Origin of the sequence: Streptomyces panaciradicis, from assembly GCF_023516615.1 — a bacterium.
Lineage (GTDB): Bacteria > Actinomycetota > Actinomycetes > Streptomycetales > Streptomycetaceae > Streptomyces > Streptomyces panaciradicis.
This window is the reverse complement of the sequence record NZ_JAMGBF010000081.1, coordinates 1-13836: the sequence shown is the minus strand read 5'-3', so window position 1 is coordinate 13836 and position 13836 is coordinate 1. Positions and strand designations below refer to the sequence as shown.

At 75.6% G+C, this 13836-nt stretch carries 13 protein-coding genes and 2 pseudogenes; 13 read left to right on the top strand and 2 right to left on the bottom strand.

The window, feature by feature from the left end; genetic code table 11:
• A pseudogene (locus M8J74_RS25570) lies at positions 1 to 610 on the bottom strand (hypothetical protein); the annotation flags it as partial.
• A gap of 191 nt (positions 611 to 801) precedes the next feature.
• Between M8J74_RS25570 and M8J74_RS25565 the strand changes: the two are divergent.
• From M8J74_RS25565 to M8J74_RS25540, 6 genes are read left to right on the top strand one after another with little or no spacing between them, the layout of a single operon-like run.
• The gene (locus M8J74_RS25565) at positions 802 to 2190 is read left to right on the top strand and encodes a condensation protein (protein ID WP_249838698.1); all 1389 of its coding nucleotides are present in this window, start codon (positions 802 to 804) and stop codon (positions 2188 to 2190) included.
• A complete protein-coding gene (locus M8J74_RS25560) occupies positions 2187 to 2921 on the top strand; it encodes a class I SAM-dependent methyltransferase (RefSeq protein ID WP_249838697.1) in 735 nt (244 codons plus the stop codon). Before M8J74_RS25565 ends, M8J74_RS25560 begins: the two co-directional genes overlap by 4 nt.
• 23 nt (positions 2922 to 2944) lie before the next feature.
• Positions 2945 to 3862, top strand: a complete 918-nt coding sequence (locus M8J74_RS25555) for a hypothetical protein (RefSeq protein ID WP_249838701.1) — start codon at positions 2945 to 2947, stop codon at positions 3860 to 3862.
• Positions 3859 to 4083, top strand: coding sequence for a Trm112 family protein (locus M8J74_RS25550; RefSeq protein WP_249838696.1), 225 nt, complete (start codon positions 3859 to 3861; stop codon positions 4081 to 4083). The genes M8J74_RS25555 and M8J74_RS25550 overlap by 4 nt, the downstream gene beginning before the upstream one ends.
• Positions 4080 to 4928 (top strand): FkbM family methyltransferase, encoded by an 849-nt coding sequence (locus tag M8J74_RS25545; protein ID WP_249838695.1) that lies wholly within the window; start codon positions 4080 to 4082, stop codon positions 4926 to 4928. The genes M8J74_RS25550 and M8J74_RS25545 overlap by 4 nt, the downstream gene beginning before the upstream one ends.
• Positions 4894 to 5493, top strand: a complete 600-nt coding sequence (locus tag M8J74_RS25540; RefSeq protein ID WP_249838694.1) for a hypothetical protein — start codon at positions 4894 to 4896, stop codon at positions 5491 to 5493. The genes M8J74_RS25545 and M8J74_RS25540 overlap by 35 nt, the downstream gene beginning before the upstream one ends.
• Before the next feature lie 14 nt (positions 5494 to 5507).
• Here the strand turns inward: M8J74_RS25540 and M8J74_RS25535 are convergent, their stop codons facing one another.
• Complete coding sequence (locus tag M8J74_RS25535) at positions 5508 to 6380, bottom strand: ATP-grasp domain-containing protein (RefSeq protein WP_249838693.1); 873 nt, start codon at positions 6378 to 6380, stop codon at positions 5508 to 5510.
• Between the two features lie 151 nt (positions 6381 to 6531).
• Between M8J74_RS25535 and M8J74_RS25530 the strand changes: the two genes are divergently transcribed.
• From M8J74_RS25530 to M8J74_RS25500, 7 genes and pseudogenes are all read left to right on the top strand, one after another.
• Positions 6532 to 7578 (top strand): MerR family transcriptional regulator, encoded by a 1047-nt coding sequence (locus M8J74_RS25530; RefSeq protein WP_249838700.1) that lies wholly within the window; start codon positions 6532 to 6534, stop codon positions 7576 to 7578.
• Positions 7579 to 7649: 71 nt separating this feature from the next.
• Entirely contained in the window at positions 7650 to 9098 is a 1449-nt protein-coding gene (locus tag M8J74_RS25525; protein WP_249838692.1) for an acyl-CoA synthetase, read from the top strand.
• Positions 9091 to 10512 carry a carboxyl transferase domain-containing protein gene (locus tag M8J74_RS25520; RefSeq protein ID WP_249838691.1) on the top strand — a complete coding sequence of 474 codons (1422 nt, stop codon included), beginning with the start codon at positions 9091 to 9093 and terminating at the stop codon, positions 10510 to 10512. The genes M8J74_RS25525 and M8J74_RS25520 overlap by 8 nt, the downstream gene beginning before the upstream one ends.
• Before the next feature lie 45 nt (positions 10513 to 10557).
• Positions 10558 to 10908: a CU044_2847 family protein gene (locus tag M8J74_RS25515; protein WP_249838690.1), complete on the top strand. Its 351-nt coding sequence runs from the start codon at positions 10558 to 10560 to the stop codon at positions 10906 to 10908.
• Positions 10905 to 12569 carry a VMAP-C domain-containing protein gene (locus M8J74_RS25510; protein ID WP_249838689.1) on the top strand — a complete coding sequence of 555 codons (1665 nt, stop codon included), beginning with the start codon at positions 10905 to 10907 and terminating at the stop codon, positions 12567 to 12569. The genes M8J74_RS25515 and M8J74_RS25510 overlap by 4 nt, the downstream gene beginning before the upstream one ends.
• A 33-nt stretch (positions 12570 to 12602) precedes the next feature.
• Positions 12603 to 13604, top strand: a complete 1002-nt coding sequence (locus M8J74_RS25505) for an AAA family ATPase (protein ID WP_249838688.1) — start codon at positions 12603 to 12605, stop codon at positions 13602 to 13604.
• 7 nt (positions 13605 to 13611) lie between these two features.
• Positions 13612 to 13836: pseudogene (locus M8J74_RS25500) on the top strand (serine/threonine protein kinase); the annotation flags it as partial.

Below are 13836 nucleotides of genomic sequence, written 5' to 3'. Positions count from 1 at the left end.
GGCCGGTGCAGGGGAGGAGCAGCCGCCGGCGGACCACACAGGACGCCCGCGGCAGGAGCCCCGAGCGGGGGGCCTGCTCACAGGCGGCCTCTGGCGGAAGGACCGCACAGAGGGCCTCCGCGCGGACGGTCTCGGCCAGGAGCAGCACCCCGAAAGCCGGCACACAGGCAGCCCACGGCAGTCGCACCCCGCAGAGAGCCTGCCCGCAGACGGTCCAGGCCAGGAGCAGCACCCCGAAAGCCGGCACACAGGCAGCCCACGGCAGTCGCACCCCGCAGAGAGCCTGCCCGCAGACGGTCCAGGCCAGGAGCAGCACCCCGAAAGCCGGCACACAGGCAGCCCACGGCAGTCGCACCCCGCAGAGAGCCTGCCCGCAAGCAGCCCTCATCAGGAGGAGCACACCGAGAGCGCGCCCGTGGAAAGCCCACGGCCATCGCACCGCACAGAAGGCCTCCCCGCCGACGGCCCCCGCCGGGAGCAGCACGCCGAAGGCATGCCCGCCGACGGCCCCCGCCGGGAGCAGCACGCCGAAGGCCTCCCCGCCGACGGCTCCCGCCGGGAGCAGCACGCCGAAGGCATGCCCGCCGACGGCTCCCGGCAGGGACAGCACGCCGAAGGTCCGCCCGCGGAGAGTCCCCGGCCGGATGCCGGGCCCGTCGTTTCCGCGCGGGGGCCCGGGGGTGCGGAGACCGGGGAGCCGGGCGGGCGGGTTCCGTTCCGCAAGCCTCGGTTGCGGACCACCGAGGCCGGGCCGCCGCGGCCGTCGGGGCCGGACGACGACACGGGGAGGGGCTGAGTCCTGTGACCGCGCTCGAACATCCCGCACGCGCGGGCGGCCCGCACGGGCCGGCCAGGCGGATCCCCTTCCCCGTGGTGGACGAGGTGGCCCGGCACTGTCTCCAGGAGGAGGAGCCGGAGACCGTGCACATCGAGGTCCATCTGCCCGGCCGGCTGGACCGCGACCGGCTGCGCTCCGCCTTCGCCGAGGCCCTGCGCCGGCACCCCCGCATCCTGATGCGCGAGGCACCCGGCGGCTGGTACCGGCGGCGCTACGAGTGGGAGCTGACGGCGGAGCCGGACGTGGAGGTGGTGACGTTTCCCCCGGCGGGCCGGTGCGCGCTGCGGGACGCGCGGACCCGCGCCCTGACGCAGGCGCCGCCGCTGTCGGCCTCGCCGCCGATCAGGCTGGAAGTGGTGGAGGGCGCCGGGGACGTCGAGGGGAGCGAGGCGACGGACGCGGTCGGTGTGCCGGCTCCGCACGACGCCTCCGAGCCGCGGCGGTCCGACGGCACCGTCCTCTTCCTGACCATCAACCACACCGCCCTCGACGGCCCCGCGTGCCTGCGGGTCCTGGCCACCGCCGCCGAGCTCTACGGCGGCCGGGACAACTCCCCGGCCGCTCCGCCCGTACGCGGCGCGGAGTCCCCCCAGGCCCCGGAGGCGACGCCCTCCAACTGGTCGCCGCCGGCCCGCGTCGCCCCCGGCACCCCCGAGCCCTCGCCGGGCAACGGACTGCTCGTCACCGAACTGCCCCTCCCCCACCGCCCCAAGGGCTCTCCCTACACCGTCAACGACCAGCTCATGGTCACCACCGCCCTCACGATCACCCACTGGAACAGGGAACACGGCGCCCGTCCCCGCCCGCTGCGCATCACGATGCCCGTGGACGACCGCCCCCGGGACGCCGGCATGCCCATCGGCAACGGCACCCGGCTCGTCGAAGTCCCCTTCTCACCGGAGGAGTTGGCCGTACACGGGCCCGCCGAGATGCCCACGCTGCTGCACCGCACGGCCACCCGCACCCGGGCCCTGAAGTCCCTTCCGCGCCCGCAACTCGGCCACGGAGCCGCCCTGTTGACCGCCCCGGTCACCCCCGTCACCTGGCGGGCGGCCCTCACCCGCGGCCTGCGCAGGGCGGCCGCGCCGTGGACGTCGACGACGCTGCTCAGCAACATCGGCCGCATCCCCTACCCGCTGGACTTCGGCGAGGAGGGCGGCCGCGCGCACGCCGTCTGGTTCTCGGCGCCCGCCCGCATGCCCCGCGGCCTCACCGTCACCACCGCCTCCACCGCCGGCCGCCTCCATCTGGCCCTGCGCTGGTCCCGGACCCTGCTCAGCCACGGCGACGGCGCCCATCTGCGGGACCTGTTCGAGCACTACCTGCACACGACGGAGGTGAGCGGCCCATGACGACCACGGTGCCGCACCCGCGCCCCAAGGAGCTGCGCGACTTCTACGAGGACCCGTCCGTCCCCGTCGCCTCCGGCGCCCCCCGCAGCCTCCGCCAGGCCCGCATGCTGGCCGCCGCGCTGGGCAGCGCCCGCGGGCAGACCGTCCTCGACGTCGGCTGCGGCGACGGGTCGGCCGCCGCGACCGCCCGCCCGCTGCTGGCCGGCCACCGCATCGTCGGCGTCGACTGGTCCCAGGACGCCCTGAAGCGGGCCCGTACCCGTCTGTCGTACGCCGTCCGCGGCGAACTCACCGGCGGCGGGCTGCCGTTCAGGTCGGCCTCGGCGGACGCCGTGCTGTTCAGCGAGGTGATCGAGCACCTCGTCGACCCGGACGCGGCCCTCGACGAGATCCGCCGCGTGCTGCGCCCGGGAGGCCATCTGATGCTCTCCACGCCCAACCTGGCCGCCTGGTACAACCGCGGTCTGCTGCTGGCCGGTGTGCAGCCGGTGTTCTCCGAGGTCAGCCTGCGCGGCATCCACGGCCGGCCGGGCACGGAGGTCGTCGGGCACCTGCGCCTCTACACCGCCCGCGCGCTGCGGGAGTTCGTCGCCGCGTCCGGTTTCGAGGTCGTACGGCTGGCGGGCGCCCCCTTCCACGGCGTGCCGCGTCCGCTGCGCCCGCTGGACCGGCTGGCCTGCTCCAGACCCTCCCTCGCCTCGATCCTGCTCCTGCACGCACAAAAGACCTAGGGGGCGTACCCATGTGGTGGGGAGTGGCCGCGGCCCTGTTGGCGAACACCCTGTACAGCCTCGGTTTCGTCCTGGAGAAACGGGCGCTGACCGCGCTCCCCGAGGTGACGATCCGGCAGCCCGCGCGGCTGCTGCGGCTGGTGCTGGGCAGCCCGCTGTGGATCGCCGGGTCCGTGGCCCTGGCCTCCGGGTTCGGCGCCCAGCTCGTCGTGTACCGCACCCTGCCGATCGCCGCCGCCCAGGGCATCTTCGTCTCCGGCCTGGTGCTGCTCGTCCTGCTGTCGGCCCGGCTGCTGGGCGAGGAGACCACCGGCCGGGAGCGGTACGCGCTCGGCGCGATCCTCGCCGCGCTGCTGATGGTCGTCCTGTCCCTGAAGGAGGCCGGTGCCCACGCGGACACCGTCGGCCGCGGCGCCCCGTACCCGCTGATCCTGCTGGTGTGCGTGCCGTCGCTGGCGGCCGGCGTGTGGCTGTACGGCGCCGCCGAGCGCCGCTCCCGGCACCGGCACCGGGCGCCGACCACCGGCGTGGAGTACGGCGTGGCGGTGGGTCTGCTGTACGGCGTGAGCTCGCTGGCGATCAAGGGCGTGTCGAGCTACCTGGGCACGAGCGGCCCGGGCCATGCGGTGGCCGGTGTGCTGAAGTCGCCGTACCCGTATCTGCTGCTGTTCACCGGCGCGTTCGGCCTGGTCATGTCGCAGGCCGCGCTGCAGCGCTGCCGGGCCTCGCTGATCGTGCCGGTGTGCACGACGGTGACCTCGCTGTACACGGCGGTGATCGGCACGCTGTCGTTCGGCGAGGCGCTGCCGCACGACCCGCTGCGCCTCGCGCTGCGCCTCGCGGGCACCGCGCTCGCCGTCTGCGTCCTGCTGACCATGCCCAAACACGATGCCGCGCCCCAGGAACCCCCCATCGGTGCCAAGGAGTTGACGCCCCCATGAACCCCGACGACCCGCTGCTGCGGATTCTGGCGTGCCCGCTGGACAAGGGCCCGCTGCACCTCGTCAAGCCGGACGGGCCCAAGGCACCCGAGGCCCTGTACAACCCGCGGCTGCACCGCCGTTACCCCGTCGTCGACGGCATTCCCCAGCTGCTGCCGTCCTCCGGGGAGCAGGTGTCGGACGAGGAGCACGAGGTCATCCTGAAACGGATGGCCCGGTGAGCACGGCATCCGGGCGCCCGTCCCGCACCCTGGCCGCCCGCCTGGCCCCGCTGCTGCCCGTCCGCCTGGTCGCGGCCACCGCCCGGGCGGTGTATCCGCGGTTCGAGCCCGAGCTGGCCCGGCTGGCGGAGCTGTGCCCGGCGGGCTGCGGGACGGCCGTGGACGTCGGCGGCTGGTACGGCCCCTGGACGCGGCGGCTGGCCGGGCGGGCGCGGCAGGTGGTGACGGTCGAACCGGTCCCGCATCTGGCCCGGCTGCTGACGGCCACGGCCCCGCCGAACGTCCGCGTCGTCGAGGCGGCCGCCGCGGACCGCCCGGGCACCGCCCGGCTGTGGCTGCCGCCGGACGACGCCGGCGACCGGGGCGTGTCGTCCCTGGTCCGCCGGGACATCCACGGTCGGGCGCTGGACGTCCGGTGCGTGACCCTCGACGAACTGGGCCTGCGGGACGTCGGGTTCATCAAGATCGACGTGGACGGCAGCGAGTCGGCCGTGCTGCGCGGCGCCACGGGGCTGCTGGTCCGCGACCGTCCCGCGCTCTTCGTCGAGCTGGAGTCCCGCATCCAGCCCGTCGCCCCGGTGGTCGGCTACCTCTCGCTGCTCGGCTACGACGGCTGGGTGCTGCCCGGCGGCGACTGGGTGCCGCTCGCGAAGTTCCCGCTGGAGGAGCACCAGGCGGCCGTCGCGCACGTGGTCGCGCAGGGGCTGCTGCCCCGCGTCCTGCCGTTCCGCAGCCGCCCCCGCTACGTCAACTCGGTGCTGTTCCTGCCCGACGGCCGCCGCCCGGGCGATGTCGGAGCCGTGCGCGACGATGGGGGGCATGCCGTCCGCCAAGCGCCCCGTTGATCCGTTCACCCCGCTCGACTTCCAGCTGGTCCTGCTGCGCCGCATGGCCGACCACAACCCCGGCCTGGTGGAGGAGGCCCGGCGTGAGCTGGGCGTCTCCATCGCCGGGATGCGCGAGGCCAACAAGCGCTGGCAGGCGATGCTGCACTCCCCGCGCGCCCGGGCCGCCGCCTCCCGGTACCGCTCGATCCTGGGCGAGCCCGAGTCGAGGGCCGGCCGCAGGATCGGCGACCTGGACTGCGAGGCCTGGCGGTGGCCGCTGCCCCTCTGGCCCGGCCTGCGCTTCGAGGTGCTGCTCGCGCCGAACGGCGCGGTGTGGAACGAATGGCTGGTCCGGGCCCCGGGCGCCCCGGCCCCGTCCCTCACCACCCTCGACGACCTCACGCCCTGGTCCTGCACGGTCGACGAGGCGGCTCGCGCCTTCGCCCCGGCCCGCCCGCTGGAGGGCACGGCGCCGACCCGCTGGGGGCTGGCGTTCACGGCGCCGGACGGGCAGGGGGTGCGGCGGCAGGTGGCGGCGGAGTTCACCTGGGGGCTGCTGCAGCGGGTCGCCGTCGCCGACTGAGCGGAGTGCGCCCCTCAGCCCGCGGCCGCCGCCAGGATCGCGTCCCGCACCGCCGCCACCGATCCGGGGTGCAGGAACAGGAAGAGGTTCGGCTCGACCAGCTCCAGCTCCATCACCACCGGCTCCCCGTCCTCCCCGTCGACGAGGTCCACGCGCGCGTAGAGCAGTCCGGCCGCGTCCGGCACGGCGGCCAGGGCGCGCTCGGCGACGGCGAGTTCGGCCGGGGTGGGCGACCACGGCTCCAGGTCCGGGTGGGCGACCTTGTCGGCGTCGTAGGCGGTGCCGGGGGCGAGGACGGCCCGCTTGCGGCTGGCGTGCAGCAGGCGTCCGCCGAAGAACTGCAGGGCCCGTTCGCCGCCGGTGTCGATGGCGCGCATGTACGGCTGCACCATCGCGGTGAACCCCTCCTCGTGCAGGCGCGCGAGGTGCCGCAGGGCCGTCTCCCGCTCCTCGGGCAGGTAGCGGGCGGCGTAGCGGGCGCCCGCGCCGGAGGTGGGCTTGACGACGTACTCGTGGCCGTCGGGCAGGTCGGGGGCGGTGCCCGGTGCGAGGTACCGGGTGGGCACGACGGGCACCCCGGCGGCCGCGAGGTCGCCGAGGTAGCGCTTGTCGGTGTTCCACCGCACGATGTCCGCCGGGTTGGCGAGCCGGGTGAGCGTGCCGCACGTGCGCGCCCAGTCCGTGAACTCGGCCGCCCGCCAGCTGTAGTCCCAGGTGGAGCGGATGACGGCGAGGTCGTAGGCGGCCCAGTCCACCTCGGCGTCGTCCCAGACCACGACGTCCGCCCGCGCGCCGGCCGCGCCCAGCGCGTCCCGCAGGACGGGCAGGTCGCGGTCGCGGTGGGGCTGGGGGCCGGGGTCGTAGGTGACGAGGGCGACGCGGGGCACGGGCGGAACTCCGTTCGACGGCGGGCACGGTCCGTCGCAGGCTAACCGCCCCGCCGTCGGTCACGGGAACCAGGTTGACCTTCCCCTTCGGGAAAGCCCCAGCATCGGGGCGGGAGAACGAGAAGAGGTGCGCGTGGACGGGGAGACAGGGATGCTGACCATCGGCGCTTTCGCCCGGGCGAGCCGGCTGTCGCCCAAGGCCCTGCGGCTCTACGACGAGCTGGACCTGCTGCGGCCCGCCCGCGTCGACCCCGGCACCGGCTACCGCTACTACGCCCCCGTCCAGCTGGAACGGGCGCGGCTGGTGGCCTGGCTGCGGCGGCTCGGCATGCCGCTGGCCCGCATCCGCGAGGTCTGCGCGCTGGAGCCGCCGGCCGCGGCGGCCGCGATCCGCGCCCACTGGGCGGACGTCGAGGCGCAGACGGCGCTGCGGCGGGACCTCGCCGCGTTCCTCGTGGAGCACCTCTCGACACCGACGCGAAAGGACACCCCGATGCTGGAACTGCGCTACTTCGCCCACTCGGACCGCGGCCTGGTCCGCCCCGCCAACCAGGACACCGCCTACGCGGGCGCTCGGCTCCTCGCGGTCGCCGACGGCTTCGGGCCCGCGGGCGGCCCGGCGAGCGGCGCCGCGGTGGAGGCCCTGCGCTTCCTGGACACGGGCGAGCTGCCCGCGGGCGACGTCCTCAACGTCCTTCAGGAGGCGGTGCGGGGCGCGACGGAGGCGGTCCAGGACGTGGCCGACGACACCGCGCGCAACGGCACGACCCTGACGGCGCTGCTGTGGACGGGCTCCCGTCTCGCCCTGGTCCACGTCGGGGACAGCCGTGCCTACGTCCTGCGCGACGGCGGGCTGTTCCGCATCACCCACGACCACACCGTGGTCCAGTCGCTGATCGACGAGGGCCGGCTCACGCCGGAGGAGGCCGCCTCCCATCCGCAGCGCTCGCTCCTGCTGAAGGCCCTGGGCACCGACGCCCCGGACATCGCCCTGCGCGACGCCGCCGCGGGCGACCGCTACCTCCTCTGCTCCGACGGGCTGCCGGGGGTCGTCCCGGACGCCCTCATCCGCACCGTGCTGTCCGGCGACCGGACCCCCGACGAGGCGGCCCGGACGCTGGTCGCCGAGGCGAACGCGCGAGGCGGCCCCGACAACGTCAGCTGTGTGGTGGCGGACGTGGTGGAGGCCGTGGCCTGAGGGCGGTGTGTTCGCGTGGCCCGCTGCGGGGACGATGGTGTCGTCGTCCCCGGCAGCAAGGAGATCACCGCGTGTCCTCTCTGTTCCCAGCCCTGAGCGATGAGCCGAGCGAGCGGGTCGCCCTGCGCTTCGGCGAGCGGTCCCTGACGTACGGGGGGCTCGCGGCGGCGGCCGGCGCCCTCGGGAAGCGGATCCGCGGGGCGGACCGGGTCGCCGTGTGGGCCACCCCGGCGCTGGAGACGGCCGTCGCCGTGGTCGCCGCCCTGGAGGCCGGGGTGGCCGCGGTCCCGCTGAACCCGAAGTCGGGCGGGAAGGAGCTGGAGCACATCCTGTCCGACAGCCGGCCCGCGCTGCTGCTCGCGGCTCCGGGCGACGAACCGCCCGCCCCGGTGAGCGGGCTGCCGCGCGTCGACGTGGAGGTGATCGGCTCCGCCGTCCCGGCCCCCGCCGCCTCCGTCACCGGCGAGGACCCCGCCCTCGTCGTCTACACCTCCGGCACCACCGGCCCGCCCAAGGGGGCCGTCATCCCCCGCCGGGCGATCACCGGCACCCTGGACGCGCTCGCCGACGCCTGGCAGTGGACCGGCGACGACGTCCTCGTGCACGGGCTGCCGCTGTTCCATGTGCACGGCCTGGTGCTGGGAATCCTCGGCCCGCTGCGGCGCGGCGGCTCGGTCCGGCACCTGGGCAGGTTCTCCACCGAGGGCGTCACCCGCGAACTCGGGGCCGGGGCGACCATGCTGTTCGGCGTCCCGACGATGTACCACCGGATCGCCCAGGCCCTGCCGGAGGAGCCGGAGCTGGCCGCGGCGCTGGGCCGGGCCCGGCTGCTGGTGTCCGGTTCGGCCGCGCTTCCCGTGCACGACCACGAGCGGATCGCGGCCGCGACCGGGCGGCGGGTGATCGAGCGGTACGGCATGACGGAGACCCTGATGAACACCAGCGTCCGGGCGGACGGGGAGCCGCGCGCGGGGACCGTCGGCGTGCCGCTGCCGGGCGTGGAGCTGCGGCTGGTGGAGGAGGACGGGACGCCCGTGGCCTCGTACGACGGCGAGACCGTGGGCGAGATCCAGGTGCGCGGCCCGAACCTGTTCACCGGCTATCTCAACCGGCCCGACGCGACCGAGGCCGCCTTCACCGCGGACGGCTTCTTCCGCACCGGGGACATGGCGGTGCGCGAGAGCGACGGGTACGTACGGATCGTCGGGCGCAAGGCCACCGACCTGATCAAGAGCGGGGGGTACAAGATCGGGGCCGGCGAGATCGAGAACGCGCTGCTGGAGCATCCGGGGGTGCGGGAGGCCGCGGTCACCGGGGAGCCGGACGCGGACCTGGGCGAGCGGATCGTGGCGTGGGTGGTGCCGGAGGACGCCGAAGCCCCGCCCGGCGCGGCGGAGTTGGCCGACCATGTGGCCGCCCGTCTCGCCCCGCACAAGCGGCCGCGCGTGGTGCGCTATCTGGACACCCTGCCCCGCAACGACATGGGGAAGATCATGAAGCGGGCGCTGAACCGTGACTGAACGCCTCACGGCCCGCGAGATCCTGGCCCTTGTCGTGGACGACGCCACTTTCGCCGAACTCCCCCACCCGGCGGGCGACTCCGGGCCCGGCGGGCCCCTCGCCTGGCAGGGGTACGACGCCTCGCGGGCCCGGGCGGCCGAGCGGACCGGCGAAGGTGAGTCCGTGGTCGTCGGCACCGCGAGCGTCGAGGGCACCCCCGCGGTCCTGATCGCCTTCGAGTTCGGCTTCCTCGGCGGCTCGCTGGGCGAACGCACCGGCGACCGTCTGGAGGCGGCCCACGCGTACGCCCGCGCCCACCGCCTGCCCGTCGTCCCGCTGATCGCCACCGGCGGCAGCCGGATGCAGGAGGGCATGATCGCCCTCACCCAACTCCAGCGCGTGGCCCGGCAGTCGGCCCTCACCCGGGCGGCGGGCCTGGCCCAGATCGCCGTCCTGCGCGACCCGACGACCGGGGGCGGCTGGGCGACCCTGGGCGCGGGCGCGGACGTGATCCTCGCCCTGCCGGGCGCCCAGGTCGGCTTCGCGGGCTCCCGGGTGCGCCCGGCGGACGCCGATCCGGCGGCGTACACGGCCGAGGCGCAGGTGGCGTACGGCGCGGCGGACGCGGTGGTGCCGCCGGTGGAACTGCGGCAGGTGCTCGGGCGGTGGCTGCGGCTGCTGACGGGCGGGGCGGACCCCGCGGCCGCTCCCCCGCCCGCCCCCGTCCCCTTCGCGCTGGGGGCGAGCGACCTTCCGGACAGCGGCTGGGAGGCGGTGCGGCGGGCCCGTTCGCCCCGTCGGCCCCGCGCCCGCGCCTATCTCGACGCCTACTTCGGCCACCGGGTCGCGCTCAGCGGGGACCGGTGCGGCGGCGCCGGTCCCGACGGGATGCTCTGCGGCTTCGGCGAGCACCAGGGCCGCACCGTCGCCTACGCCGCCCAGACCGGCACCGCCACCCGGCCCTCCGGGTACCGCACCGCCACCCGGCTGATCCGGCTCGCGGACCGGCTCGGCATCGCGGTGCTGACGCTGGTGGACACCCCGGGCGCGGCCAACGACGCGGAGGCGGAGCGGCAGGGCGCCGGGGCGGCGATCGCGGAGCTGTTCGGTGCGGTGGCCGCCGCGCGAACTCCCGTCACCACGCTGGTGATCGGCGAGGGCGGCTCCGGCGGCGCCCTCGCGCTCGCCGCGCCGGGCGGCACCTGGGCCACGCCCGACGCCTACTTCTCGGTCATCGCGCCGGAGGCGGCCGCCGCCATCCTCAAACGCCCGGACGGCGAGATCCGGGCGACGGCGGACCAACTCCGCATCCGTCCTCAGGACTTGCTGGACCTCGGGGTGATCCGCGGCATCGCCGGCCCGCCGGGTACCTTGTCGCCGGTCACCCGGAACCGGCACAAGGGAAACCACGACAGCACCGGCCACCGTCCGTAACATGGGGGGTTGCCTTGAGTCACCTGCACGGGGAGTCGCCACGCCATGGACGCGTTAGTGGAGTTCAAGACCGAGGACGGCGCGCTGATCGTCGTCGAGGGCGTCGACGAGGACCCGGGGGCGCGGATGGTCTCGCGCGGTGACGGACCGACGCTGGCGGCCCGCACGTTCGAGAGCGCGCTGGGCGGTGTCCGGGCCGCCGCCGAGTCGGCGCTCAGGGTGTTCCGGGACGGGACGCTGCGCCCGGACTCGGTGGAGCTGGAGTTCGGGGTGAAGCTGAGCGCGGAGACCGGGGCGGTCATCGCGAAGGGGGCGGCCGAGGGCCATCTGCTGGTGAAGCTCAGCTGGTCGCCGGGGCCCGCGGACGCGGACCGGGAGGCGGCCGGCCGGTCATGAGCGGCTTCGCCTGGCACGCCCGGATCGTCTGCGGGAGCGAGATCGGCGCCGGATTCCTCGTCTCGGCACGTCATGTCCTCACCTGCGCCCATGTCGTCCGCGCGGGCGACAGCAGCGCGGTGACGGTGTCCTTCCCCGGCGGCCGCGGGCTGGGACAGGTGCCCGCGACCGTGGCCGTGCACGGCGGCTGGGCGGGCGGCGCCGCCGACCCCGGCGACCTCGCCGTACTCGAACTGGACCGTGAAGTCCCGCTGGAACCGGCCGAGTTCGCCCCGCCGGGCGCCGAACTCGCGGGCGGGCACGCGCCGACCCTCGTGGCGTACGGCTTTCCCAAGGGGTACGACGAGGGCATGCTCGCCCGCTACCACGCCGTGCCCGGCGCCCTCGTCTCGGACGAGTGGCGCCAGTTGGAGGCCGCCACCGCGCACGGCCAGGCCCTGGCGCCCGGGTTCAGCGGCGCGGCCGTGCACCTCGCGGACGGCAGGGTGGTCGGCATGGTGACCACCATCGCCGGTTCGCGCGACGGCCGGGTCGGCCGCATGCTGCCCACCCAGGTCATGGCCCGCTACTGGCCCGGCCTCGGCGCCCTCGTCCCCACGCCCGGCCACGGGCGGGACGCGGTGCGCCGGCTGTACGCGCTGGTGCGGCGGGCGGTGGCGGAGGGCGTCGCCTGCGATCCCGCCCGGCTGGTCAACCACGCCGTGGGCCCCTTCGGCCAGCCGCCGCCCGAAGACGCCGTCGCCTCCCTGGAGGCCGCCGCCGGATACGTGCAGTGGGAGGTCCCGGGCGCCGAGGCGGTGACCCGCTTCGCCGACCTGCTCCAGGAGGTGCTGGACGGCACGTCCGCGCGGCCCGCCGCCGCGGCGTGGTCCCCGATCGTCGTCGAGATCGAGCGCAGCGGCGCCGGCGCCGACCTGGTCACCGTGGAGGTCTCCGCCTACCACGACGGTCAGCGCCGGCGGGTCGGCTCCCGGCGGCTGCGGCGCTCCGCCGTCCGCGCCTGGGTCCAGGTCTGCATCGACGAGGCGTTCTCACAACTCGCCCTCGACGCGAACGAGTTGATCACGTTCGTGATGCCCCGCGAATGGCTGAACGAACCGGTGGCGCGCTGGGAGTGCGGCGCCGACGACTCCACCCCGCTGGGCTGCGCCTATCCGCTGGTCGTCGTGGACCGCTCGCGGTACCGCAGCGGCCGGCTGCGCCGCGAACTGGCCAAGCGGTGGCAGAAGCTGGACACCTCGCCGGGGGCCCGGCTGCACCGCGTCGACTGCGGCGCCCAGGAGCGTCCGCAGAGCCTGCGCAAACGGCTCCGCGACGACGACGCCGACCTGGCGGGCTACGCCTTTCCGCCGGACGCCGCGCAACCGCACTTCGAGGCCGGCCTCAACTCGCCCGTGCCGGTCCTGCTGTGGCCGCGCACGGGCTGCGCCGGCTCCCGGCACGACGGCCCGTGCTCCGGTACGGCGTTCCTGGACCAGCTCGCCGACCGGCTCGCCGGCATCCCGCCCGCCGAACTGCCCGGCGAGGTCAGGGCGTTGCGCGAGACAGCGGACGCCGACGACGACCCCGACGGGCACTGGGCGAGCGGTCTGCAGCTGCTGTGGGACGATCCGCGCTGCTTCCCCGAACCCGCCGCGCTCCTCCACTCACCCGTCGCCTGAGCGGCCCACCCCCCTCAAGAAAGCGAACGTTCCATGGCCCTGTGGCCCGTCTACACCGGCAGCGGCACGCCGCACGACGGCATCACCCGGCTGCCCCCGCCCCCGCCCTGGCGCGCCTTCGACGGCGCGCCCCTGCTCGACGCGCCGGGCGAGGGCGACGCGGCGGCCGCCTCCCCCGACCGCGTGCACCGCGCCGAGACCTACCGGGCCACCTCGCAGACCGTCCAGCTCGTCAACGCCGCCCTGTACCTGCGCCGCCCGCTGCTGGTCACCGGCCCGCCCGGCACCGGCAAGTCCTCGCTGGTCTACGCGGTCGCCCGCGAGCTGCGCCTCGGACCCGTCCTGCGCTGGAACATCACCAGCCGCAGCACCCTGCACGACGGCCTCTACCAGTACGACCCGCTGTCCCGGCTGTACGCGGCCCGGCATGCGCAGGCCACCGAGGCGGGCATCGAGGAGCACCTGCGGCTGGGCCCCCTGGGCACCGCCCTGCTCCCCTACGCCCGGCCGCGCGCCCTGCTCATCGACGAGATCGACAAGAGCGACCTCGACCTGCCGAACGACCTGCTCAACGTCCTGGAGGAGGGCCAGTACGAGATTCCCGAGCTGGTCCGCGGCGCCCGCCGTACGCCGACGGCGCAGGTGATGGTCGACGGCACCGACGATCGCGTCCCGGTGGAGCGCGGCCGGGTCCGCTGCCGGGCCTTCCCGTTCGTGGTGCTCACCAGCAACGGCGAGCACGAGTTCCCGCCCGCCTTCCTGCGCCGCTGCGTCACCCTCAGGCTGCGCCAGCCGGACGACGACCGGCTCGCCGCGATCGTGCGCGCCCACTTCGACGGCGAGCCCGACGCCTACGCGCAGACCCTGATCGACCGGTTCCTGTCCCGGGTCGGCGGCGGCGACCTGGCCACCGACCAGCTTCTCAACGCCATCTATCTGGCGCGTTCCTCCGACCTCGGTGCGGAGAGCCTGGACGAGCTGGCCGAGCAGCTGATGCCGTACCTGGGCGACGCCCCGCACACGGACGCCTTCTGAGGGCCGGATGCCGTCCGACACCCCGGGGCGCCCCGAACCGCTGGCCCGTCTCGCCGACGTGCTGGCCGAGGCGGGCTCCGGCGTGCGCCCGACCCCGCTGGAGCTGGCCGAACTGCTGTGGCTGGCCCGGCACATGGAACCGCGGACCCCGTCCGCCGAGGGCGCGCCCGGCCCCGCCCCGGCCGCGCCGCACCCCCCACCGCCGCCCTCACCGCCCCCGTCCCCCCGGCCG